This window comes from Salipaludibacillus agaradhaerens (genome assembly GCF_002019735.1).
Classification (GTDB): Bacteria; Bacillota; Bacilli; order Bacillales; family Salisediminibacteriaceae; genus Salipaludibacillus; species Salipaludibacillus agaradhaerens.
This window is the reverse complement of record NZ_KV917378.1, coordinates 4,241,257-4,266,244: the sequence shown is the minus strand read 5'-3', so window position 1 is coordinate 4,266,244 and position 24,988 is coordinate 4,241,257. Positions and strand designations below refer to the sequence as shown.

At 37.9% G+C, this 24,988-nt stretch carries 22 protein-coding genes; 3 read left to right on the top strand and 19 right to left on the bottom strand.

All coding sequences use genetic code 11. The features are described from left to right. Positions 1-31: 31 nt before the first annotated feature. Positions 32-760, bottom strand: a complete 729-nt coding sequence (locus tag BK581_RS19560) for a YwiC-like family protein (RefSeq protein WP_169837805.1) — start codon at positions 758-760, stop codon at positions 32-34. A gap of 174 nt (positions 761-934) precedes the next feature. On the opposite strand from BK581_RS19560, the gene BK581_RS19555 reads away from it, so the two are divergent. Beyond that, a complete protein-coding gene (locus BK581_RS19555; RefSeq protein ID WP_078579755.1) occupies positions 935-1,459 on the top strand; it encodes a hypothetical protein in 525 nt (174 codons plus the stop codon). Between the two features lie 58 nt (positions 1,460-1,517). Here BK581_RS19555 and BK581_RS19550 read toward each other — a convergent pair whose 3' ends face one another. From BK581_RS19550 to BK581_RS19500, 11 genes are all read right to left on the bottom strand, one after another. Continuing rightward, a complete protein-coding gene (locus tag BK581_RS19550; protein WP_078579754.1) occupies positions 1,518-2,228 on the bottom strand; it encodes a Crp/Fnr family transcriptional regulator in 711 nt (236 codons plus the stop codon). Positions 2,229-2,441: 213 nt separating this feature from the next. Next, positions 2,442-3,734: a NarK family nitrate/nitrite MFS transporter gene (locus tag BK581_RS19545; protein WP_078579753.1), complete on the bottom strand. Its 1,293-nt coding sequence runs from the start codon at positions 3,732-3,734 to the stop codon at positions 2,442-2,444. A gap of 140 nt (positions 3,735-3,874) precedes the next feature. Continuing rightward, a complete protein-coding gene (locus BK581_RS19540; protein WP_078579752.1) occupies positions 3,875-4,084 on the bottom strand; it encodes a hypothetical protein in 210 nt (69 codons plus the stop codon). Next, positions 4,077-4,610 (bottom strand): Rieske 2Fe-2S domain-containing protein, encoded by a 534-nt coding sequence (locus BK581_RS19535; protein WP_078579751.1) that lies wholly within the window; start codon positions 4,608-4,610, stop codon positions 4,077-4,079. Before BK581_RS19535 ends, BK581_RS19540 begins: the two co-directional genes overlap by 8 nt. Positions 4,611-4,651: 41 nt before the next feature. Beyond that, positions 4,652-5,194 (bottom strand): 4Fe-4S dicluster domain-containing protein, encoded by a 543-nt coding sequence (locus tag BK581_RS19530; protein WP_078579750.1) that lies wholly within the window; start codon positions 5,192-5,194, stop codon positions 4,652-4,654. Positions 5,195-5,222: 28 nt separating this feature from the next. Continuing rightward, a complete protein-coding gene (gene fdhF / locus BK581_RS19525) occupies positions 5,223-7,346 on the bottom strand; it encodes a formate dehydrogenase subunit alpha (RefSeq protein WP_078579749.1) in 2,124 nt (707 codons plus the stop codon). Further along, positions 7,347-8,489 (bottom strand): MFS transporter, encoded by a 1,143-nt coding sequence (locus tag BK581_RS19520; protein WP_078579748.1) that lies wholly within the window; start codon positions 8,487-8,489, stop codon positions 7,347-7,349. 593 nt (positions 8,490-9,082) lie between these two features. Further along, positions 9,083-11,224 (bottom strand): alpha-amylase family glycosyl hydrolase, encoded by a 2,142-nt coding sequence (locus tag BK581_RS19515; protein ID WP_078579747.1) that lies wholly within the window; start codon positions 11,222-11,224, stop codon positions 9,083-9,085. Positions 11,225-11,632: 408 nt separating this feature from the next. Then, positions 11,633-12,502, bottom strand: coding sequence for a sugar ABC transporter permease (locus BK581_RS19510; protein WP_276327428.1), 870 nt, complete (start codon positions 12,500-12,502; stop codon positions 11,633-11,635). Then, positions 12,502-13,812, bottom strand: a complete 1,311-nt coding sequence (locus tag BK581_RS19505) for a sugar ABC transporter permease (RefSeq protein ID WP_078579746.1) — start codon at positions 13,810-13,812, stop codon at positions 12,502-12,504. The genes BK581_RS19510 and BK581_RS19505 overlap by 1 nt, the downstream gene beginning before the upstream one ends. Positions 13,813-13,880: 68 nt before the next feature. Next, positions 13,881-15,176, bottom strand: a complete 1,296-nt coding sequence (locus BK581_RS19500) for a sugar ABC transporter substrate-binding protein (RefSeq protein ID WP_078579745.1) — start codon at positions 15,174-15,176, stop codon at positions 13,881-13,883. A 963-nt stretch (positions 15,177-16,139) separates the two neighbouring features. Here BK581_RS19500 and BK581_RS19495 point away from each other — a divergent pair. Then, a complete protein-coding gene (locus BK581_RS19495; protein ID WP_078579744.1) occupies positions 16,140-17,903 on the top strand; it encodes a glycoside hydrolase family 13 protein in 1,764 nt (587 codons plus the stop codon). Between the two features lie 545 nt (positions 17,904-18,448). Here the strand turns inward: BK581_RS19495 and BK581_RS19490 are convergent. Beyond that, positions 18,449-18,736, bottom strand: a complete 288-nt coding sequence (locus BK581_RS19490) for a HesB/YadR/YfhF family protein (RefSeq protein ID WP_078579743.1) — start codon at positions 18,734-18,736, stop codon at positions 18,449-18,451. Between the two features lie 192 nt (positions 18,737-18,928). On the opposite strand from BK581_RS19490, the gene BK581_RS19485 reads away from it, so the two are divergent. After that, the gene (locus tag BK581_RS19485) at positions 18,929-19,639 is read left to right on the top strand and encodes a Crp/Fnr family transcriptional regulator (protein WP_169837803.1); all 711 of its coding nucleotides are present in this window, start codon (positions 18,929-18,931) and stop codon (positions 19,637-19,639) included. Positions 19,640-20,010: 371 nt separating this feature from the next. On the opposite strand, the gene moaD is transcribed toward BK581_RS19485, so the two are convergent. From moaD to ctaG, 6 genes are all read right to left on the bottom strand, one after another. Then, complete coding sequence (gene moaD, locus BK581_RS19475; protein ID WP_078579740.1) at positions 20,011-20,247, bottom strand: molybdopterin converting factor subunit 1; 237 nt, start codon at positions 20,245-20,247, stop codon at positions 20,011-20,013. 3 nt (positions 20,248-20,250) lie between these two features. Next, positions 20,251-20,715 (bottom strand): molybdenum cofactor biosynthesis protein MoaE, encoded by a 465-nt coding sequence (locus tag BK581_RS19470; RefSeq protein WP_078579739.1) that lies wholly within the window; start codon positions 20,713-20,715, stop codon positions 20,251-20,253. Beyond that, on the bottom strand, positions 20,696-21,241 hold the full coding sequence (gene mobB / locus BK581_RS19465; RefSeq protein ID WP_169837801.1) for a molybdopterin-guanine dinucleotide biosynthesis protein B: 546 nt from the start codon (positions 21,239-21,241) through the stop codon (positions 20,696-20,698). Before mobB ends, BK581_RS19470 begins: the two co-directional genes overlap by 20 nt. Before the next feature lie 2 nt (positions 21,242-21,243). Then, positions 21,244-22,533, bottom strand: coding sequence for a molybdopterin molybdotransferase MoeA (locus BK581_RS19460; protein ID WP_078579737.1), 1,290 nt, complete (start codon positions 22,531-22,533; stop codon positions 21,244-21,246). 891 nt (positions 22,534-23,424) lie between these two features. After that, entirely contained in the window at positions 23,425-24,051 is a 627-nt protein-coding gene (locus BK581_RS19450) for an SCO family protein (protein WP_078579735.1), read from the bottom strand. Between the two features lie 17 nt (positions 24,052-24,068). Then, complete coding sequence (gene ctaG / locus BK581_RS19445; protein WP_078579734.1) at positions 24,069-24,983, bottom strand: cytochrome c oxidase assembly factor CtaG; 915 nt, start codon at positions 24,981-24,983, stop codon at positions 24,069-24,071. Positions 24,984-24,988 lie beyond the last annotated feature (5 nt).

The window sequence follows — 24,988 nt, the reverse complement described above, 5'->3', positions numbered from 1 at the left end:
TCCTTAGTATGAGGGTCTGGCAAGCATTTATTCAGGCAAAGACATAATAACCACTAACTAATAAAACTAGAAAAACAGCACTGTTAACGATTTCCACTATCCCAATTTGCCTCGGCTTGCTTAAATATTTTTTAGGAATAAGTGCCGTTTTACCTAATGTTAATAAAAAGACTACTCCAGCCATGAGCCAGCCTGTTAGAAAAGCTAAAACCGTAATAACGATATGATATACCAGTGACACCAGTTTAAAGGGTTTATTATTCTTCTCTCGTATAAGAGCCTTTACATGAAAAACACTGGCCACAAAGAAAACAATGATAAGAAGCATATAGTGAAAAGCTTCTGCCCGTAATTCTCCTGATCCAATCACATAAGCTGATAACAGAAGAGCTGACAAAGCTACGATAGCTGAAAGATCATTTATAAAAAAACGTTCCTTTTTTAATTTTGCAAACAAACTATTCACTAAGAATAGTGGCAAAATACTTAAAAAGATATAAATTAAATACACTTCACTGACGATGTAGGGTACTGTTATACTTAATCCAATTCCTGTATATATCAAGAAGGACGGCCATATATCTTGATGCTTTGGCTGCCTGATAAACGTCAATAGTGGTGCTTGAGCAAAATAGAGCGCAGTCAGTCCTATAAAGAAAATAAGATGATGCCAAGATAAGCCAGAGATGGCGGCCCCTGTCCAAAATGGGATAATGAACATCGCCCATGCCCCATGCTCCTTTGGGATATACCATTTCATGAAATCACCTTCTTTCCTCATGCTTAATTGTACTGAGTGTACTATATGTCCACATCTTTGTATGTGATGGTAATCACAAGACTAATTAGTGTGATGTGATTTTCCCCACAGCCTCTTCTTTTGAAGCCTGCTATAATGATCTTATCGTGTTACTTAAGGAGGGGTAAAAAGTCTATGCTCACAGTCACATTTTCCTATTCAACAATACGCGGTATTTCGCCTATATTGTTTGACCATGGCTTTACATTCCATGACGATCATTATAGAAAGACATTAACGTCTGCACCTATAGACATCGTGTTTAAACATCATAATTCTGATCATAACTTAATATTAACGTGCGAAGATGATATTCCATTCAACTGTTGTAAGGAACTTTATTACTTAGTCGATGAACTTGCTACAGATTTATCCGCTAAGATAGACGATAAAAAGGCCTTACTAGGATATGATCAACAAGGTGAACCAGCCTATTTATACCATGGGTTTCAAAAATGGGCTAACTATATTGATAAAGCTCGACAGCGATCAATGGCAGGCACAAATGTGGAAATTTGGCAATATAATAAGCGACTAGCACGCGGTATCCTAGTGCCCCCCACTGTGGACAACACTGATTCTTACACGCTTATCACATCAGAAGGTGAACAGATTTTTTCCGGTGACTCACTAACTGTTTATCCTGTTGAGGAGCGATAATCTCTTCTTTGAGAGAATTGAAAAGTTCTCACAACATAGCATGTCGTGAGAAACGTTTTTAGATAGTGCATATTTCAACTGGACAGTCACCACAGTGCAAGTAGTCTTTTAAAAATTCCAACCTATGAATCGTGATGTAACCATTTGTAATGGAAAGAACCTCAGCTTTTTTTAAGTCATTCAACAACCTATTGACACTTTCCCTTGTAGTACCAATGTAGTTAGCAATATCTTGGTTAGTTAATTGCACATTTATAAAAACGCCGTCTGGTTTCTCTATCCCGTAGGAATTACTAAAACGAATTAAAGTTGAATAAATAGCGCCTGTTTTACCACACAAAATTAAATCTCTAAATTTAGCCTGTGTTGATTGGGTATGTCGGGCAAACCATTTCATAAAGGCCACAGCAATTTCACCATTTTCTCGAAATAGCGCTTCCAATGTGTGTCGATCAAAGCGGACAAGTGACGCATTTTCTATGACTTCAGCAGTTACACTAATGGACATTTCATTGAACAGCCCAACTTCTCCAACTAGTTCATCTTTTTGCTTTAGATGAATAGAAAACTCTTTACCTTCTGACGTCATTTTGCTCAGCCTAACTTTGCCCGATCTTACAAGATAGACATGCTCGGGGAAATCACCTTCATAGAATAAAAACGTGCCGCTTTTAACATTGATCTCTAAACCGTTTTTTAATAACAGTTCTTTATTAGCCTCAGAAATCTCATTAAAAAAACGCTTCATTTTTAGCTTTTGTTTTTCCATTACATTTCCCGCCTCGCCAAAAGAAAATAGTGAAATAATGTGAGTAAAATCATCTCTTAGTTTATGTTAACACTATTTTAAAAGTTTTAAAGTAAAATAAGTTGACTATTTTATGACGTTTATTCTTTCTAAAAATCACAGGCTAGTGTTGATATCAAGCCTGTGATCACCTATTCATTCATCTTTTAAATAATCAAGCTTTTACCTATCTTTTTAACACTTAACTTCTGCTCCTTTTCGAGAGTAATAGTACCAATGAAGTGCTAAGCTAACAATGTAGTAAACTATAAAAATACCTAGCGCTAAATTAGCCATACCGGTCACATCGATTGACCAACCAAATAAACTCGGTATTAGAAAAGCGCCATAGGCAGCTATCGCGGAAGTAAAACCAATGACGGAAGCAGCTTCTTTTTGTTCAAAAATAAAAGGGATCATTCTAAATGTTGAGCCATTAGCAATACCAGTAGCAATAAATACGATAATAAACATAATAAGAAATCCGGTAAAGTTACCGCTGTTATAAAAATACATAACACCAAGAGTACTTCCGATTAACAAGAGGATATCCCAAAACGTGACGAATGCTCCACCAAGTTTATCTGATAACCAACCTCCTATCGGGCGAATGAGAGCACCGAGTAATGGTCCAATAAACGCAATTTGAAGCACATTAACTTCTGGGAATTCTGTACGTGTCAATAACGGAAAAGCTGCTGCATAGCCAATGAAGGAGCCAAAACACATCGTATACAACCACGTCATAATCCATGTATGCTTATTTTTAAAAATAACAGCCTGTTCTTTGATCGACGTTTTCATCGTCGGCAAATTATCCATTCCAAAAAAAGCAGCCACAACTGTAAAAGCTATAGGCAACACCCAAATAAAAGCAGCATTTTGCATAAATACTTCTTTCCCATCACCAAGATACTGTGGAGCTCCCCCTAATGGACCAAAAAGCGCAAAGGCTATGACCAGTGGGGATAATAGTTGAACAGCACTCACACCGAGATTGCCTATCCCTGCATTCAATCCAAGTGCCGTTCCTTTTGCTTTCTTAGGATAGAAAAAGCTAATATTTGACATACTGGAAGCGAAATTCCCTCCGCCAAATCCACATAAAGCCGCTAATAGAGCCATTATCCAGAAAGGTGTTTCAGGATTTTGAACAGCAAAACCAATGCCCACTGCGGGAATTAGTAATGATGCTGTACTGATGACAGTCCAATTCCTTCCGCCAAAAATTGGAACGAGAAAAGTATATATTATTCTTAACGTTGCGCCAGTCAGTCCTGGTAAAGCGGTTAATAAAAACAATTCACTTTCAGTATAATTAAATCCTATATCATTCAAATTAGTCGCCATAACAGACCAAATTTGCCAAACAGCAAATGCTAAAAATAAAGCTGTAATAGAAATCCATAAATTTCTCCGTGCATGATACTTCCCTTCACTTTCCCAAAAAGAAGGATCTTCCGGTTCCCATCTCGTTATTCGTGCCATCGTTATCTCTCCCAACATTATGTTTTGCTCAGGTTAGTAGGACATAATGAATTGTTTTTCAAGTCACTAACCACATTTATAAGTTCGTTTATCGTGAACTTCTTGTCCCCTCGGTTAAGTAACACGATTACTGATCACACCTATTCTTCTTTACTTGAATGGGTGTACTCAACCTTTCTCCAATTTAAATAAGCAAAAAAAGCGATGAAAGCCCCCACTACCCCTATTGCTGAAAAGACAATCACTTTTTCGTACTCTCTTCCTAAATAAGATTCGACTGTCCATTGAACCATAACGACATTAATAGCTATCGTTATAAAAATAATGATCCAACATATTTTTTTACTCATGGCGATACGACCTACCTACGGCATAAATAATATTAGCGTCTATCTCTAAATGAATCATAGGGAGCTCTCTTTGTGGTGGTCCTTCAAGCGGATGTCCGTTATTAACATCAAAATAGCCTTTATGACACGGACAAAGGAGTGTATCTGTTTCTTTTTTGTAAAACACAGGACACATAAGATGTGTACAAGCAGAATTATAGGCTACTAGTTCACCAGACATAGTATGCACGAGTAAAGCAGGATCATTATCTGTGGGATAATGAAATGTGAGGGATTCCCCTTTCGGTAGCTGATCAACATGCGCTATTTCCACACGCTCACTTTCATCTTCTGCTATACCCATCATCGCCCTTACACTAAAGGGAACCGTCGATAGCCCTAGCGCAACTGAAGCGCCAGCGGCTGTTTTTAAAAAGGCACGACGATTATATGTTAAGTCATCTTTTTGCTCCACATTTCCCATTAAATTAACCATATCTGATGTTGATTTTTGCCGGTTACGTCCTTTTTTATCGTCATTAGTCATCCGTCATACTCCTTTCTAAAATAGGCGGTCGACTTAAATTTTTAATCTGAATACACACCGAAAAATTCAGGAACATACGCCCATTTATCATGTTCAGATGGTTTTTTTCCTTCGATTAGATTTAGTTGTGTTCGTCGCCGTCTCAATGACATCATCTCATCATGATCAATAAATCGAATAGCATCTGATGGACATACTGACGCACACATAGGAGCAATATCATATTTCGTACGGTCGTAACACATATCACACTTGTACATTTTGTTTTCTTCAAAGTCGAATTTCGGAATTCCAAATGGACAGCCAAATGTACAATTACGGCATCCGATACATTTTTCTTCCATCGCTGATAGAACGACACCTTCTTCAGTAATTTGAATGGCATTTGCAGGGCAAACTTTTGCACATGCTGGGTCTTTACATTGCATACACAGCATAGGATACGTTTGGCGATTCTCCAAAAAATCCACATACTCTACATAATTTCTTTCTTTTGCATCATGGCCACCACACTCTCTACAGGCAGCCTGACAGGCTCTGCATCCGATGCAGCGTTCAAATTCTAAATACATGACTTTTTTCATGAGCCACTCCCCCTTCGTTCATCGTGAGTTATGCTTTTTGCATTCGGACGGCACACACTTTGAACTCCGGCATTCGTGATGTAGGGTCAAGTGCAGGATTAGTCAGTTTATTAATAGACAATTCTTTCCCCCAATGATAAGGGACAAAAATGTGGTCACGCCGAATGGCCTTCGTCAACTTTACGGGAACCGTTATGTCTCCACGCTTTGTTGTTAATACGACCCGATCGCCATTATTCAAACGATACTTAGCAGCCATTTCCGGATGTATTTCTGCATATGGTTCAGGACACTGTTCCATGAGAAATGGTGTTCTTCGTGTTTGTGTGCCTGATAAGTAGTGAAAGACAACCCGACCTGTCGTCAATATGTGTGGGTAGTCATCCGACGGTGTTTCACCAGGTTCTTCCCACCCGACAACAGCTAAATTGGCTTTCCCATCTTCCGTTGCAAATGATTCAGTGAACATCGTCGGTGAACCAGGATGTTTCTCATCTGGACACGGCCAAAATACGCCATCTTCTTTTTCAATTCGATCATACGTAATGCCGTAGTAATCGGCTTTTCCACCTTTTGATGCTAATCGGAATTCTTCATAAATATCACTGACTGATGTATAAGGGAAGAACGATTTTTTTCCCATGCGTTCAGCGATTAACTGCATAATCTCCCAATCTGTTTTCGCTTCTCCAACAGGTTCTTTCACTTTTCTAATACGAATGACACGACCTTCAAGGTTTGTGGTCGTCCCTTCATCCTCCGCCCACGTTGTAGTAGGCAACACCACATCAGCAAATTCTGCTGTTTCAGATAAAAAGAAGTCCGAAACAACCATAAAATCTAATTTTTTAAACCCCTCCCAAATGTAATGATTATTCGGAGCTGATACTGCAGGATTACTACAAATGACGTGCATCGCTTTAATTTTGCCTTGTTGAATGTGATCAAACATTTCATAAGCTGATACACCTGCTTGAGGCATTTCCTTCGGATCAATGCCCCACACGTCTGACACGTAAGCGACGTGTTCAGGATTATCAATTTTCCTATATCCGGGGAGGGCATCTGCTTTTTGTCCATGTTCTCTCCCTCCTTGACCATTGCCTTGACCAGTGAAAGTCGCAACACCGGAAGCAAATTTTCCAATCTGCCCCCTTAACAGTGCCATAGACGTATATAAACAGACATTGTCTACCCCTTTTCGTTGCTGCTCGATTCCCCGAGCAAACATGACGACCGAACGAGGAGAACGCCCAAAAATAGTGGCTGCTTTCACTATTTTCTCTTTATCAACCCCAGTAATCATGGCAGTTTTTTCAGGAGTAAACGCCTTAACAGCTTCTTTTAATTCCTCAAAATTATGGCATCTTGTCTGAACATATGCCTCGTCCACATAGCCTTCTTTTATCAGAAGATGCATCATACCATTAGCAAGAGCTGAATCAGTCCCAGCTTTTAAATCTAAATGAACATCGGCAATTCTCGCAGTCGGTGTTTCCCGGGGATCAGCTACGATCATCTTTGCCCCTTTATCTCTTGCTTTCCATAACCATTGGATTGTTGTAGGATGACACTCTGCGGTATTTGTCCCTGCCATAAAAAAACAATCTGTATGTTCCAATTCTGGCCAAGGAAGAGTAGACCCTCTATCAAGGCCAAGTGTTTTCATAAAACCTCCTGCTGCAGATGACATACAAAAACGGCCATTATAATCAACATAACGGGTCCCAAGAGCTACACGGGCATATTTCCCTACTAAATAACACTTTTCATTTGTCATGGAGACACCGCCAAATACGGACAAAGCGTCCTTTCCATAATGACTTTGCAAGCGTTTATAATTTTTTTCAATTAGGTCTAACGCTTCCTCCCATGTACTTTCAACAAATTTGCCATTCTTTTTGATGAGAGGTGTTTTAATACGATTAGGATGATCAACAGTTTGGTAAGCTGTGACCCCTTTTGGACACATTTTTCCATTTGTCACTGGCCAATCGTAGCGCGGTTCAACACCTACGACATTCCCTGATTTTTTATTCACTCGAATGTGCATACCGCACTGCATCCCACAGTAACAACAATGGGTAGTAACGAGCTTTTCATCTTCATGCTGTAAATTTTTCACCCCTGGTTTAACTACAAATTTAGTCATTTAAACATCCCCTTTATCGTTCATAGATGAGTAAAAACTCTCTGACCTTTTACGTCCGAACCCCGGAACATGTATACCATTATTCGTTTGCACAGGCACTGGGTTAGTCTTTTGACCTGGGAGATTCAATTGACTCATGACCCGAATTTTTCTGCGGCAAGCTGGGCAGTAATCAGCTAGCCAGTCACCATTATCATTTTTGAGGTCAAATGCTTGTTTATCTAAAATCGTTTTAACATCTGCAATTTGATCGTCGGTAGAATACCGTTCAGCACAACCTGCACATTCTTTCGTATCTCCTATTCTCGCTTCAGTATAATTCATCGGAACCGCTGTCGCTAACGGCCTTACTGGTAAATGAAAGAGCTTACCAAAAGGAAAATAAATAAGAAATATAACGACTGTAATCTGATGCATGAGTGCCAATTCTGGATGCATCCAACCAGCGAGCAATTTGTAAGAAACAGTTAATAAAAGGCCACTTAACGTCACTGCAAGTAAGATGTATAGCGGAAATAAATCAAATTCTGCTCTAGATGTGACTTTAAGATCTTTACTCTTAATTCGCTGAAATAAAGCCATAACGAGGCCAATCATTAGCATAGAAGCTGTAATGTTTAATCCCTCGTAAAACATATTGGCTAGAAGGCCATTAGCTGTCATTTTTAAGGTAGGAATATTAAATACAACCACTTGATAAGTCTCAGGATCAACGAGTTTAAAGTGCATCCATCCAAACGTTAAGCTGAATGTAATAGCTAACGATCCAATACATCCCCAAGCAATCAGCCAATGTTGAATACCTCTATAAACCCCTCGTTTAAAAATGAACTTTTGTAAAATAATGTTAACTACCATCGTTTTAGCTATGGCTCTAGCATTCCGTTTTTGTCTTTTTCTTGACTTCATATTCTCAATTGAACGTTTTATCATTTCATGTGTAGCCGGTCTCATCATCCAAGAAGTCAACCGTACTGTCATCCCAATAAAAAAGACAAACGACGAAACCATATAACCAAAAAGCATCCAATCCATATGTGAAAACCGTCCTGTGCCAATCCACATAAGACCAAATAGCGTGAGTACAACAATAAATGAATACATACTAGCTTTAGAATAGAAAGATTTCTCCAATGCTGTCATCACAGTGCCTCCTTTTTAAAACGTCATGTCAGTTAACCCCATTGTAAGTGCCGTACTTCTACATCACTGTGCATTTCATCACAGCAAATGTGTGATTTTTATCACTCGAAAGGGGTAAATATGGCAAATTTATTAACAAAATTATTAAATAAGTTATTGAAAGGGCATTTTCAGCATCTCTATTCAATTTATCAGCAACAAACACTTAATCTTCAGCATTAACTCTGATTTTTTCAGTAACTCCCCTTAATTTTCAGCAACTCCACCTGATTTTTCAGCAACTCTTCTAGCAAACTATTACGACTGACTTCACAGATCGGGATTCCCCCTATTGAGAAGTTGGCATATAAAAAGCGGGATTTCACCAAAAAAGACCCCGCTCATCCTACTTTAATGGACGGAATCTTTTTTCGATGATTATAGTCTGGATTAGTAGTAATCCTTTTAGCTCACTTAAATGAAAAATGAAGAGTGGTACCTTAACCAATAAGTTGGTAGGTATCACTCTTCTAGTTTAATTGCTCGCATTTAAGCCGCTTTTTTTAATTAAGTGTATACATTCGTTTTAAGAATTTATTTGTCTTCGAGTGTACTCACCAATCAACTCTTATAATACCAGTTCCACTTTCTGGTGAAGAATAGGTTTGATTAGCTCCACTCTGCCAAATGACGTTATTATCTTGATCTATTTTAATAAACTTGAATTCTAAGTCTGTATTTGCAGGAACATTCACATCATAATACCATGTTGGATATTGGTATACAATTTGATTGAAAAATCTCCCAACTGATTGTTCTGGATCCCAATTTCCTAATTCATGAACGTTACCTACAAGGAAAACGTTTTCACCCAGCTTCGTTTCTGCATTGTCTATGATAAAACGAACTGTGACTTGATCGGCCGTAAGAACTTCGAATTCATAGGCATTACTTACTTGTTCATCTTCTGTTACAACAGTGATATCATGGTATCCCGCTTCATTGTTCGGCACAGTTAAGGTAATGATCGTATCATTCCAAGAAAGGATTTCTGCTGAAGTGGATCCAAAGTGAACAGTCCCCTGCGAAGAACCGAAACCTTCTCCACTTATTGTAACAGTTCGTCCTGCCTCACCAATTATTGGGCCAACTTGTCCAATTGAAGGCTTGTCTACATTTTCCGCTTCAAATTCCCATACACTCACCTCTCCAGGAGACATTTGAAATTCATTAACTCCCCCTTTGTTATCAACAACAATTGATTGCCCATCCAATAATCCATCTAATACATCATCATATGAATTGGATGGCATCTCTGTTTGTAACCCTTGGATATTATAGGAGGTATTTAAGCTTCTATTTATGGCGATTAAAGCATAGTTCTCGCCAAAATGTCTTTCATAAATGAGGACATCATCGTTTATCCAACGTTCTGTCGTTGTTCCATATCCATATGCAGGATTACTTTTTCTTAACGGTGCTAATTTTTGAATTAGCTTATAAGCATCTGTATTTTCATCAAAAGATGCCATCATTCCCCTGCTTCCTGGATCTCCATCACCTTTCATGTATTGTTCTGTTCCATAATAAATAGTAGGCACCCCACGAGATGTAAGCATTAAGGCTAATCCAATATCTGTTGTCCGTGTTGATTCACCACCATTCGTAAATCGACTCATGTCATGATTATCAAGAAAAGTAACTTGATCTTGAGGACGATCATAGTCATTCTCTGTGTCTGTTAGCATCTTTTCAATATCATACATCGTTCCATTATTGTTACCGATGACATTTCGTGTAGTTTGAGCAAAGCGGAAATCTAATACACTCATGCCACTATTATTTGCAAATTTAGTGTAATCCTCATTTCCAGAAGGTCCAGTAAACCATTCTCCAAAAGTAAATACCGCTCTGTGGTCATATATAGTATCCATGTAAGCTTTTTTCCAACCTGGTGGCATGTGAGCTACAGCATCGATGCGAATCCCGTCTATACCTAAATCTAACCATTTTTTCACTGCATCTTCTAAATAATTATTCAACTCAGAGTTGATATGATTAAAACTAGCTAAGTCAAACAAATTTCTATAAATCTCATCTTCGTAGTTAGAGAAATCTGTTCCGCCGTTATATAAAAATAAATCAGAATCATCTGAATACGAACCCAAATAGTTACCATCATCATATAAGACACCATTTTCGGCATAGTCAGGATTATCAAAATCTGCAGGTGATGTATGGTTAGGAGCTAAATCAATAACAATTTTAATATCGTGACTATGTGCAGTTTCTATTAACCTTTCAAAATCTTCTGTGCTTCCGAAAAAAGGGTTCGTTTTCTTATAATCTCGTGCCCAATAACCGTGATAAGAAGTTGTCCCAAACTCATCATCAATCGTTTCAAAAATATTTTCAACTGGGGGTGAGATCCATAGTGCCGTCACACCCATGTTCGTTAGATAACCATCATCTATTTTATCTATTATCCCTTGCCAATCTCCACCACAATATTTTCTTAAGTTTTTACAATCTTCCGAATAAAGTTCTCCTGATGGGTTGTTACTTTCATCACCATCGTAAAACCTATCTGTTACAATTTGATAAATGACATCTGTTGAATAGTTTACACTATTTGAACGATCTGTTGCTTGCTGTGCACTTGCACTTGTTATAGAAAAATCTAGTATACTTAATCCACTCAAAATAACTAACCCTACTACCAAAGTTAACAACCTCTTTAGAGTCTTTTTCCTCATTTCATTTTCCCTCCTTGGATTTTTAAATGTGCGTTTTCTTCTCTCCTTTCTCTTAAGATGCAAAAAGCACCTTACACAGTAAGGTGCGGGGTTGCTTTGCGCTATTACACACAATCACAAAGACATTGCCCTCCAATTTTATGAAAGCGCTTTCTCAATAAAGAATAGCAAATAATTCAACTAATGTAAACCTATTTAAACCATTTTTTCAATATAATACTAACTAAAAAGAGATATGAGATAAGGAACATGCCTCCTTCTCATATCTCAGTATTCTTATTTTCAAGCGAACTCGTTTAAGCAATCTGGAGCATTGAGAAATCAGATAGCGTCTCGACGTCACCTGATTAAACGTTCTCCCCTCCGCTACGTACCTTAGTGGAGGATAACCCTTAAAACATTTAACGATTAACCTTTGGTTGCGCCAGATGCTAATCCTGAAATTAGGTAGCGTTGTAAGAACAAATAAACCAATGCAATTGGAACAGCAATTAAAATTGCTCCTGCGGCAAAACGAGTAAAGTTATTAGCAAATTCATCGTTTACAAAGTTAAACAACCCAAGAGCTAATGTGTAATTTTCCGGACTTCTCAGAACGATTCGCGGCAAAAGAAAGTCCATAAAAGGTGCCATGAAGTTGAACAAGGCTACAACGGCTAATATTGGTTTTGCTAATGGAAGCAAGATTTGAAAAAATATTCGGAAGTGACCGGCTCCATCGATTTTAGCTGATTCATCCAGCTCTCTTGGCAGTGTGTCAAAATAGCCCTTTACAAGAAAGGCATTCATTGGGATAGCCCCACCTACATAGATAATAATTAAACCGATCAAACTATCCAATAAATTTATTGTGTTCAACAAGATATATAGGGCCACCATCGCCATTAAAATAGGGAACATTTGCAAGAGCAAAAACGCATACAAACCATTTTTTCGTCCCTTGAAACGGTATCTTGAGAAAGCGTAAGCGGTCAAAGCTACAAAAAAAGTGGCTAAAAAGGAAACTGAAACTGCAATAATTAATGTGTTCTTATACCAAATTAAATAGTCACTTCTAGGATCAAAGAACAACCATTCATAATGCACTAACGACCAGTTTTCAGGTATAATTTGCGCACCATAAAGTCCGCGCCCCGGATTAAGGGATAATCCAAATGCCCAAACTAAAGGATAAAGAATGATGACAAACATAATTGCAACAACTGTGTAAATCCCTATTAATTCTATAAGATTTTTATTTTTGCTACTTATTGGTTTCTTTCCTGTTTTTATACTCATTAGAAAGTTCCCTCCTCTTTAAAGGAACGAGAACGACGGAATTGGAAGAACGCAAACGTCGCTACAAGTATTCCTAAAATAATAGAAATGGCTGCAGCCATATTAAACTGTTGGGTTTCGAACGTCAACCCGTAAATCCAAGAAATCAAAATATCTGTACCACCGGCTGTTTGACCTCGAACAGCTGGTCCACCTTGGTTAAATAAGTAAATAATATTAAAGTTGTTAAAGTTAAATGAATACTGCATGATCAATAGTGGTGCAGTAGCGAACATCAAGTGCGGAAATGTGATATTACGGAATTTCTGCATTCTATTGGCTCCATCAATATCTGCTGCTTCATACCAATCAGAGGAAATTCCTTGAAGAACTCCTGTAAACAAAGCGAATACAAATGGAAAACCAAGCCAAACTTGAATCATAATTAAAGCAACTTTAGTCCAGAACGGATCCTGTAACCATGCAATTCGTGTGTTGAATAAAGGTTCAATAATTTGCAAGTTAATGGCGCCAAAGTTGTCATTGAAAATAGCTGAAAAGATAATGATTGTTACAAAGGCCGGAACAGCCCAAGGTAAAATGAACACTGTTCTAATCAGTTTTTTAAACTTTAACCTTGGATCATTAACAATAACTGCCAAGAACATTGCTAGGGCAATTTGCAAAGTAGTCGCTACAAACGTCCAAATTAAGGTCCATGACAATACACTAACAAAAGTATTTCTCCACTCATTTATGGTGAATAAATTGATAAAGTTTTCAAGTCCAACCCACTGTAATATATGACGCGGTGGTGCATTATATAAATTATAGTTAGTAAATGCTAAGAACGCCATGAATAGTAAAGGGAAAACAACAACAAATATTAGTAGAAATAGCCCTGGCCCGATTAGCATGTAAGGAAAACCTGTATCCCACGCATTACGAAACCCTTCTCTAATATTCGGTACTTTCCAACCTAATTGAATTCTCTTTGCGTCTTTATAAGCATCTTGGATATTCAAAATGTAGAAACTTAAAAAGAAGGCGACAATAATTAACGAAAGAATCCCGTTACTTAAAAAGACTCTGGAATCGTCTTGTCTGGGCACTTCACCAAGTGTAACCAACCCTTGTAATCCGGAACCTATAAACTCTATCATCACAACCATAAAAGCAGCAAAGAGAATGAACAAGACGGCACCTTTAATATATCGCTTGTTATACATTTGCCCTAGCCCTGGAATAACTGAAAGCAGCGCAGCTACAGTCGGATTATGCTTGGGATTGACTAAAGTATCCTGCTCGTATTGACTGTTTATCTTAGCCATATTAGCTTCCTCCTGTGAAAAATTAGGAGGGAGAGTAAATATGTCTCCCCCCGACTTTCTCCTATATATTAATTCATAATTGAGATTTGTTCTTTGATCTGTTCAACTGCCTCATCAAGAACTTCTTGTGGATCATCTCCTTGTGAGATGAATTCAAGGGCATCACCAATCGGTTCCCAAACTTGAGACATTTCTGGAATGTTAGGCATTGGCTCAGCATGTTGTGCTTGCTCGAAAATTGGACTCATGAACTCATCCTCGATTTCAACATCGGTATGAGCAGGAAGCTCTCCAGCAATGTCAAAATAAGTTTCTGAGTTTTCAGCATTTGTTAGGAACAACGCTAATTCTGTAGCCCAGTATTCATTTTCAGTATAATAGTTTACTAACCAACCTTTGTTACCAGAGAAAGAACTTAATACTTCACCATCTTGCTCAGGTAGTGTTGAAATTTCAAAGTTGTCACCTAAAGCCTCTTCATAATCAGGAATAGACCATGGACCTGTTACAACCATACCAACTTGACCGCTTGTGAAAAGACCATTCATGATGTCTGCATCAATTCCGTTAGGCATCAGATCTTCTTCAAACCAAGATTGAATAACTTCAGCACCTTCAACAGCGCCTGGTGAATTCAACCCAATATCTTCAGAATCATAAGTTCCGTCTTCTTCTTGACCAAATACATATCCACCTGAAGAAGTTAAGAAAGGATATGTGAAATAGAAGTTTGTTGCTTCCATTAAGAAACCATAATTGTTTCCATCTGTTAAGTCCCGTGCAATATCCATCAATTCATCGATCGTTTCCGGTGCTTCTGGAACAAGTTCCGTATTGCGGAAAAGAGCGTAAGTTTCAACAACAGCTGGAATTCCGTACTGAATTCCTTCATAGTTGAATGATTGAACAGCTTCTTCATTGTACTTAGATAGACGATCTAATTGATCATCAGTTAATTCTAATTCTGCCGCTAAACCTTGTTCATGAATGTCCCCCATACGGTCATGAGGTTGGAAGAATAGATCTGGACCTTGACCAGCAGGGCCATCCAATGAAATAGCTTCGACTTGATCTACCATTGAATAAGGAGTTAGATTCACTTCAATACCATATTCTTCAGTGAATTTTGCAGTAATTTCTTCCAAAGCATCAATTTGTGCATCTTCATCATTTACCCACATTGTAAGTTGTTCTGGCTTTTCAGGAACGTCTCCCTCTCCAGTGACTGTCTCATTATTCATATTGTCTGTTTCAGAATCATTCGCTGGAGCGTTTACTTCGTCATTATTTCCTCCACCACATGCAACCAACCCTATCGAAGACACTAAAATCAACGACATTAAGAAAGATTTACTTTTTAACATTTGGTTTCCCCCTAAATATTTTTAAGTTTTTCATGCGCAATTCGTGTCTTATCTAACCTATTTTCAACTGCCTCATTCATATAAAAATATGAAAATATAAAAATCCCCTAACAGAACGTAATCGCTTTCAAACGTTTTGTTTGTGTTAATTTTCATTTTTATCTTGAGGCATCAAATAGGTTCTCATCTAATAAAGAATGAACTTCGTCACAGAAACTGAGAAGAGGGATGGGATTTATAAGACAACCGTTTGCGCAATAAAAAATGACCATTGACGACTTCATTCATATCTTGTGAAATCGTTTGCATCACTTTGTAAATTTATTATACATCTAGGCGAAACATTAACACAACCTTTTTTTAATAATTAAAAACGATTTCACCTTTTTATCATTTTTTGTAATTTGTTAATCCTTTGTTATTTGAGAACTTTAGCCTAATTTTCCGTGATGTTATTCTTTTTACAATCGTTTTTTAACCTTCCATTCATTTTTCCCAAAATAATTTTATTTTTCAATTTTTTTCTTGAATTACGTTTGCATATCTTGTTGATTATACCACAGGATTAACCTCACCCTTTATGGACAGTGGTTTGCATAATGTTCCCTTCCTCCACTGGAACACATTACCATATCATCAATATTTAAATTCTCTTTTCGCAACCTTCATTAAATTTTAACTATTAAATTGAAAAATTGACTGTTTGCCTTTATGAAATGCCACTTCCGTTCCTTTAAACAGGTCAGCGTGGGACCCAACTGTAGGGAGAGTATGTGCTCATAAATCTCTATTCTGAATCATTAATCCATATGCATTTTAACAATTGACATGTGAATGTAGTGGTAGTAAACTAACCATGAACATACGTTAAATAACAAGGCAATGCTACCCAAAGGTACAACCTAAATCATGGTTGTGCCTTTTTTTATTTAATTTAACTAAATGAACAGGGGCGTGAAAATAATGTTTAAAGAAGCTATTTATCATCGACCTAAAAATGAATTTGCCTATGCAGTAGACGAAAAAACTCTTCATATTAAGCTGAAGACGAAAAAACATGACGTGGATAGAGCTCAGCTTATATATGGAGATCCGTATGACTATGACCCTGAAGAAGATTGTTGGATTTCCCAAACTAAAAGTATGTCTTTTAACGGAAGGGATGATCTCTATGATTATTGGATTGTTGAGATACAACCATCTCATAATCGTCTGAGATATGGATTTCAATTGGAAGGATCCGGAGAAACGCTTTACTTCACGGAGAAAGGGTTCTACCAATCCAAACCAAGGGATGCCATTTTCTATTTCTGTTTTCCTTATCTTAATGGTATCGATGTTTTTTCACCGCCTGATTGGGTGAATTCTACTGTATGGTACCAAATCTTTCCCGAACGTTTTGCCAATGGTGATCCTTCTATTAACCCGAAAGGGACTCTACCATGGGGGAGCACCGAACCAACGCAACATAGCTTCTTTGGTGGAGATTTTCAAGGTGTCATGAATCAATTAGATTATTTAGAGGAACTGGGGATTACAGGGATTTATTTTACACCTATTTTCTCGGCTCATTCTAATCATAAATATGACACGATCGACTATATGGAAATTGATCCACAGTTTGGGGATAAAGAAACATTTAAGGAACTTGTTAATCAATGTCATAAAAGAAGCATTCGGGTGATGCTTGATGCCGTGTTTAACCACAGTGGTTTTTACTTCGAACCCTTTCAAGATGTTATTAAAAATCAAGAAAAGTCACGATATAAAGATTGGTTTCATTTACATGGCTTTCCTATAAACACAACCGGTTCTCCCAATTATGATACGTTTGGTTATGTCCCGTCTATGCCTAAATTAAACACAGAAAACGAAGAGGTTAAAGCGTATTTATTAAAAGTTGCCCGATATTGGATTGAAGAATTTAATATTGATGGTTGGCGGTTAGATGTTGCGAATGAAGTGGATCATTCTTTTTGGAGAGAGTTTCGAAGAGTCGTAAAACAAGTGAAACCGGATGCTTATATTCTAGGAGAGATTTGGCATGACTCTATGCCATGGTTACAAGGTGATCAGTTTGATGCAGTCATGAACTACCCATTAACAGCAGCCGTTAATGATTTTTTCGCAAACGATTTAATAAGTCAACAAGAGTTTGAACAGGTGGTCACAAAAATAACTAATATGTACCCAGAAACTATTAATGATGTTCAATTTAACCTGTTAGGAAGCCACGATACGCCTCGCATCCTTACTGTCAGTCAAAACAATAAAGATAAAGTGAAACTTCAAATGCTCGTTCAATTTACAATGGCCGGCACACCATGTATTTATTATGGTGATGAGATATCTATGACAGGCGGTATGGAACCTGAATCTAGAAAGTGTATGATTTGGAACAAAGAAGATCAAGATTTAGATATGTTTGACTTTGTAAAAAAATTGATCTTATTACGAAAACAGTTCAAACTTTTTAGAACAAATAAGGGTTTTTCTTTTATAGCAGATTCAAAAGATGAAAACATTCTTTCTTATCAGAAAAGTGATCATGATAGTCTGATTCTTATCATGATTAATAAACATGATGAAGTGAAAGACGCAACACTTCCGATGGCATTTCAAAATAAAACGATAAATGATTTGTGGAGTGCCCAAGAAATCAAAACAACAATGAACATTCAACTTAAACCATACAGTTTCTATATTTTACAATTAACTAAAGGCTAAGAAAATCAACACTTAAGAACCCCTCCCTTACCTAACAAAACCTAACCTGGGAGGTGGTGAGACGTGCTCCAAGGAAGCAAATTTCTTCAAGCATCAACTAGCTGAACGAGTTATAATAAAATCGAATAAAAACCATTAAATAGAGGTCGGAGGGATGACACCCCCGACCTTTCACTTATATGACAGTTTCTTAGTCTAGTCCCCTCTTGTGTTTCATATCTCTAAGCTGCTTATAACCTATAAGGATAATGGTAATCAGAATTGTTCTTTCGATGGCCCTTTCGTTTATATCGTGATAGACCGTGATACTTCAACATACGAATGCCATCTCATAATAATTGAACGTTAATATGACAACCACCCTTATAGCGAACTTCAACGTACGTCTTTCCAGTTCTTTATTCAATTTATAGAAACACACTACCAACTGGTTTCAGCAAGATGATACATCGAGATATCAGCTAGTGCCTCGGCCTTCACCTATTAGCTAAACGCCTAAGGTGGACGTCTATAACCCTTAAAACAGAATTAAAGGTTTTTGCTACTTATCCGTGGTTATATTTAATTTCTTGCTCCTCTTTATCGTAAGTGACTTCAAAATCTGCGCCGTCAAAATACCATTCATCTTTCTGCTCCACATAAAAATGGATTCCTTCCTTGTCGTCAGACACTGCTTCTTCATCTGGGGCTTTGACAGCGACACCTAAAGAGAAGCCAGATTGGAAGTTTCCACATCCACCATAACGGACAAAAAACTGTACATGATCTCCAGACTCCACATCTAACTCTTTTTTAAACCATTCAACAGCATCATTCGTCACTGTCATGTTCATATCTTTTCCCTCCAATAACTCGATCTAAGCGCACTTATACAAATAGGGCTTAATGATTCCTATCTGTTAAGAAACACATTATCGGAAATGCCTCATATTTTCAAGTAAGAGAGACTAATTGATATTACCTAATTCTAATTTATTTGTTAAACTTAAGTAAAAAATAAGAAATAATTGAAAGGGATGATGACGATGGCTTCGGACACCTTTCTGCGTTCTATTCCTGTCTTTGCTCCACTATCTGAGGATATGAAAGAGCAATTGCAACTCATTGTACAGTATAAAACGATTACGAAGGGAGATGTGTTATTTAGGGAATCCGAACAGGCACGAGCCCTCTATTATATCCATGAAGGAAAAGTAAAGCTTACAAAAAGTAGTAAAGACGGCAAAGAGATTGTCCTTTGTCTTCGTCAAGCAAAAGATCTGTTCGCAGAAGTGGCGTTGTTTTGTAGCAAAGAAAAAACATACCCAGCAACCGCTACTGTTATTGAGAGTGGTGCTGTCTCATTAATACGAAACGATGACTTAGAAAAGCACCTCTCGCATCATCCAGAATTAGTTTTTCCTCTTTTTCAAATCATGGCTGAACGCTTACGTACCGCACAAACAACATTAAGAGATATAGCATTGTATAACAAGTTAAGCGCCTTATGTGCCACTCTTCTCCGCTTAGCTGACGACTATGGCCTTGAGCACCATAACGGCGTTTACGTTGATGTAAAATTAACTCATGAGGAATTAGGGAATTTCTTTGGCGCTACAAGAGAGAGTGTGACGCGAATGATGAATCAATTGAAAAATAAAGGCATCATTAGTCAGGAAAAAGGACGCTTAATTATTCACAATTTTAAAACCTTACGTTCGTATGCACAGCGTGAACATCCCAATAATGTCAATTAAAACAAAAATGTAGGGGAGAATAACCTTTAGTCTTCACTCGAAAACTCACTTGCACCATACGAAAATAAAAACTTTAGATAGCAAAAAAAAAGCGCCTGCTATTGCAGACGCAGCTGTTCATAATGATTGGGGGTCATTAATGAACAAAATTTCATACATTCACATGTTTTCGGTTTGCCACGTTATTATCTGGCAGCATTACCGTCTTTGGGGTAAACGATATGCAAATAACGTTGGGTTTTCTACTAAAAAGGAAGTAAAGCTATGCTTCGCCGACTATGATTCACCCGACGAATACCTTTTTAGTATAGCTAAAAGGGTCAACTGATTCTGTGAAAAGTATCACATCAATTTGTGAACATTTAATGACATCATCCGCCACTCACTGGGGGGATAAAGGCTACTTGATCGCCCTCTTTCGCAACTGCTGTTTCATTGGCATATTCTTCATTAATAGCCATCACCGCTGACGAAAGTCCAGTCACATTTGGATACTCAGCCAGCAATTTACTCCTTAGTACTGATAATGTGATCGATGTTTCATTAATCGTTAACGTACGTTTTCCTATTTTCTCTTCCAAATCCGCAAAAAGTAGAACGTGTATCATAGTTTATATCTCCTTTTCAGGTTTCCCATTGGGATAAGAGGTTTGTTCTAGTTGATCACCAATCCACTTTTCTCCATCCTCCCAATGCTCTTTTTTCCATATTGGAACGATTTCTTTAATTCTTTCAATCGCGTACTTACTCCCTGTAAAAGCATCTTCTCTATGCGGAGTAGATACTGCGATAACGACTGCAATATCTGATATATTTAGTGAGCCAACCCTATGAGTAATAGCTACTTTCGCTTCTGGAAAGCTTGCTTTAATTTCGTCGCCAATTTGTGATAGCTTCTTTTCAGCCATAGGAATGTAGGCATCGTATTTTAGAAAAACCGTTTTTTTTCCTTTTGTCATTTCTCTTACTGTTCCGATAAATGTCGTTATAGCTCCTGCATTTCTATCTTCAACCTTCGCAACAACTTCCTCAATTTTTATCGGCTCTTGACAAATCTCAAAATAATTTATTCTCATCCTCTCCCTTCCCTATAATAGTTGACCTAAACCATGATACGTACTCTTCTAAACGATGAAAAGTAAATAAAGGAATATTAGTCCTTTTCACTAATACATCTAACAATTTTTCCTCGTAGCAGATGACAGCTTTCACCTCAACTGCTTGTTCTAAAAGTGACATATCTTCTTCATGACGGATTAATAATGTTTTTGGGAAGGTCTCATGTTTATAACCTTCAATTAAAAGAATGTCTATTTCCCCTTTATGACGATAGAGATTAATATAATCCTTCAATGAAAATTCGTAAGCTAATTGAGAGTCCCAAATAAATTCTGAATCAGACGTCACCAGTGTAGAGACAGCCCCAGCACGTCGATGGTGCGACGTATCTTTATCCTCTACTTCTCTCGTCAGTGCCGTCGGCTTACCATGATGTTTAATCGTCCCTATCTTATAACTAGAAGCTGATAATCTTTTAATTAGTGCTGCCATTATGGTCGTTTTTCCCGAATTGCTATAGCCTATCACCTGATGAATGATCATACTCATTTCCTCTGTTTTTCAGGATCTCTTAATGGCATACTACTACCTTCTGTCATTAACATGAGTATGTCTACGTCATCTCCGGCCTCGTAGCCACGAGTTCCTCCAGGGACAGCTACAAGAGCATCGGCATAAGCGAGAGACGTGACAACTTGTGATTTATCCATACCGATTGGTTCTGCAATCACGCGTCCTTTTTCGAAGGCAACTTTACTGCGGATAAATCGGGTAAATGGGTTAGCCTTCGGGAAATCAACCGTTAACCGTCCCTTGACCGTTTGTAAATATGGCTTTGGTGAACGGAGCCATTTTCTTATCCATGGTCTAGCATATAATTCAAATCCTACAAAGCAGGCTGAAGGGTTTCCAGACAATCCAAATAGTAATTTCCCTTGTTTTTCTGCAACTGTTGTGACACTTCCTGGACGCATAGCAATCTTGTTGAATAAAAGCTGAGCTCCTAGTTTTTTATAAATTTCAGGAAGGAAATCAAAATCACCTACAGAGACCCCACCTGTTGTAATCAAAGCATCCACTTTGTCTAACGCCTCTTCCACTGCTTGATAGCAGAGATTAAAGTCGTCTTTTAATTTGCCAAAATATACAGGCTCTCCCCCTGCTTGTCGAATTTGGGATATGACCATGTATGCATTGCTATTTCTTATTTTTCCAGGCTGTAATGGTTCACTTACATCAAGAAGTTCAGTACCTGTTGCGTAAATACCAATGACTGGACGCTTTGTTACCGGTACCTTATCATAACCAAACGTGGCCAACACCGCAATGACACCTGGTGTAATACACGCTCCTTTGTTTATGACAATATCTCCTTCTTTCGTTTCTTCACCCTGTTTAGAAACATAGTCACCTGCTTTAAACGGTCGTGTAATTTTAATCCATTCTAACTCATTTTCCTCAATCTCTTCCGCTAATTCAAACATGACAACTGCATCACAATTTTCAGGCATAATAGTGCCTGTCATGACCCTTACCGCTTCACCTGGACGTAACGTCTCAGTAGATACATGACCTGCTCCTACCGTTTCTACTACTTTAAGGAAAACTGGGTTGTCAGTAGATGCTAATTTTGTGTCTGCACTTCTGACAGCAAAACCATCGAGCGGTGATCGATCAAAAGGTGGAACAGGATGATCAGCAGTCACATTTCTAGCAAGGTACCTTCCTTCTGCTTCTGCTAGATCGACCCACTCCTCTCCACCTTCCTTTGAGAAGCTCATAACTCTTTCAATTGCTTCACTAATTTTTATCGGTTCCCTTAACGTATACACCATTGACCACTCCTCTTTGCCAATACAAACATGACACTAACTAAAATAACACTTTAATCTATTATCTTTAATAATAATAGTAACCGCAATATTTTTACAATCAAAAATAAACACTAGTGTTCCATAAAATGAAATCTCAGAACCAAACTTCTTAGTATTTAAATAAATACCCAATCAAAGGTGGCTTCGTTAATTTACAATTATACTAATGCGACGACAATACCCATTAAGGAATGCTTGTCCAGCTCCTCATATAACTAAAGAAGTTCAGCAGGTGGTAGGCCGATTGTTCAGAGATGACCTGGACCAGCCTACCCTTAGTTCCGACCTCTCGGATCATGAGGATTCCTTCACACAGTTTTGGGATCAGATTAAGAAGCCGATCTGAGAAATAGACGGAATATATTCTTTTAAATGGTTAATTAGCCATGACAATAGCTTAAATAGGCGGAGAGATTCCGCTAATGACTCGGAAAATCTGAAAAATGGGACGTTTTACTTTGGATAATCGGAAAATTTTCCCCTATATTCCCAAAATGAGCGCTCTTCTGCATCTAACCGAAAAATATCCGTCTATTTCACTTTCGCTAATGACACAATTATTGACACGACTTCTTAATCTAAAAAAGTAAAGAGGCGAACAGGTTTATCCCACTCTAAAGTCCGATAAGTTAAACTAACAATCAGTGAGGGTCTCCTTCAACCCCCACTGATTGTTAGTTTAGCTTTATAAAAAAGGAACGAAAACGAGGTTTTATTAATCACAAGCTCGGCCCATCAGGATTTTACTTGTCTTTTTTGTCACGAATGTTAGCTAGATTTAATGTTCCTTAAAGTTATATTATGCAAAGAGAAAGTCCTCTTAAAAAAGCAGTTGTCCGCTAGGACAACTGCTTATTGATTTACGACTGATTTTATATCATCTACTGTCACATCAAGATCAAAACTACTTTCCCCGCTGTACATCCTAACGATCTGCCCATCTGGATTGACAAGATAAAATCTCGTTGGATGCATAATGTCATTCTGCTCCGGTAACTTTTGTAGTTGTGCTTTTAAAGAATCTAATGTTAGCGTAGTAATATCTTCAAAGGTATATCCCGTTAGAAAATCCCATGTTTCGAAGTTTGCCCCATACGCCTCACCGTAATCTTTTAAGCGCTCTGGTGTATCAAATTCAGGGTCAACAGTGAATGATACAACCCTCACATTAATCTCCTCTTCTTCAAGCGTTTGTTGCAGTTCAGCCATATTGGGAGTCATCACCATGCAGACAGTGGGACAGCGCGTAAAGATAGTTTTCGTTAACCACCACTCTCCCTCTAATGACTCATTCGTGACGTCTTCACCGTCTTGGTTAACAGCCACAAAGTCTGTGATTTCCCAGGCTTCTTCAGCTGTGCTAACATCTATAACAGCCTCACTTTGTGAAGACTCTGACGTATCTTCATATAAAAAACTACATCCGCTTATCAATAGGATGACCGTGATAAGCCCTCCAAAAAGTAAATGTTTTTTCATGTGATCCCTCTTTCCAATTAACCTTGGCCTTGATACATGTCATATTCTTTTATCTCTATTTTCGGCGTCATTTCTCGGTCACGTTTCATCCAAGTTTTAAACGTAGAACCAATCGCCACACCATACGTTAATTCCTGAATCACTTTCATCATCGCTCCGCCAAACTGTTGATCGTGATAAGGACTTAATAATGTTAATGATTGTTCTCCTGAAAAAACTTCGAATGGAATCGTCGCTCCAGGAGGGAGACAATAACTCATAGCTACTGCCCAAGCTGATGCATCTGTATACGTCGCGTACAACGCTGTGCCTGAAAAAATAATTAAGGCACATGCAGGTGTAAATAATACCCCACTTGCAAACATATAACCAATCCGCTTTAGTTCCGATAAGTTATAGTTTGTTTCAATTCGTGGAATAATGTGCCACCACATGAGGATAGCTGTTAGCAACATACCATTCTGATACACATTATGCCATCCTTCGTTCGTCATCAAAAAATCGAATGTAAATGGCATATGATAGAATGAAAAGACGGCATTGAAAAGTATAAGACCTAATATCGGGTAACCGAAAATTTTAAAAAATCCCCGCACCACGTTAAAACGTGTAAAATATCTAAAAAACCATGAAGGAATACCAAGCAATAACAACGGCGGGGCAATGAGATAGACTATTGCCATGGACAACATATGCATACTAAGCATGATATGGCCTAACACATATAAAGGGCCCCCGAAACCTAAATAAATGGCTAGTAACCCTAAATGAAAATATAAAATCCTCCGTGAAGATACCGGTTTTGAGTGAGGGAAAATATCTCTAAATTTAGTGATAAGCAACCAATAAATTAAACTTACGCCTAGCAAAATGACAATAAGTTCTGGTGTCCATATAGTCCGTGCAGAGAACGTCGAAAAGAATTGTTCCATTTTTC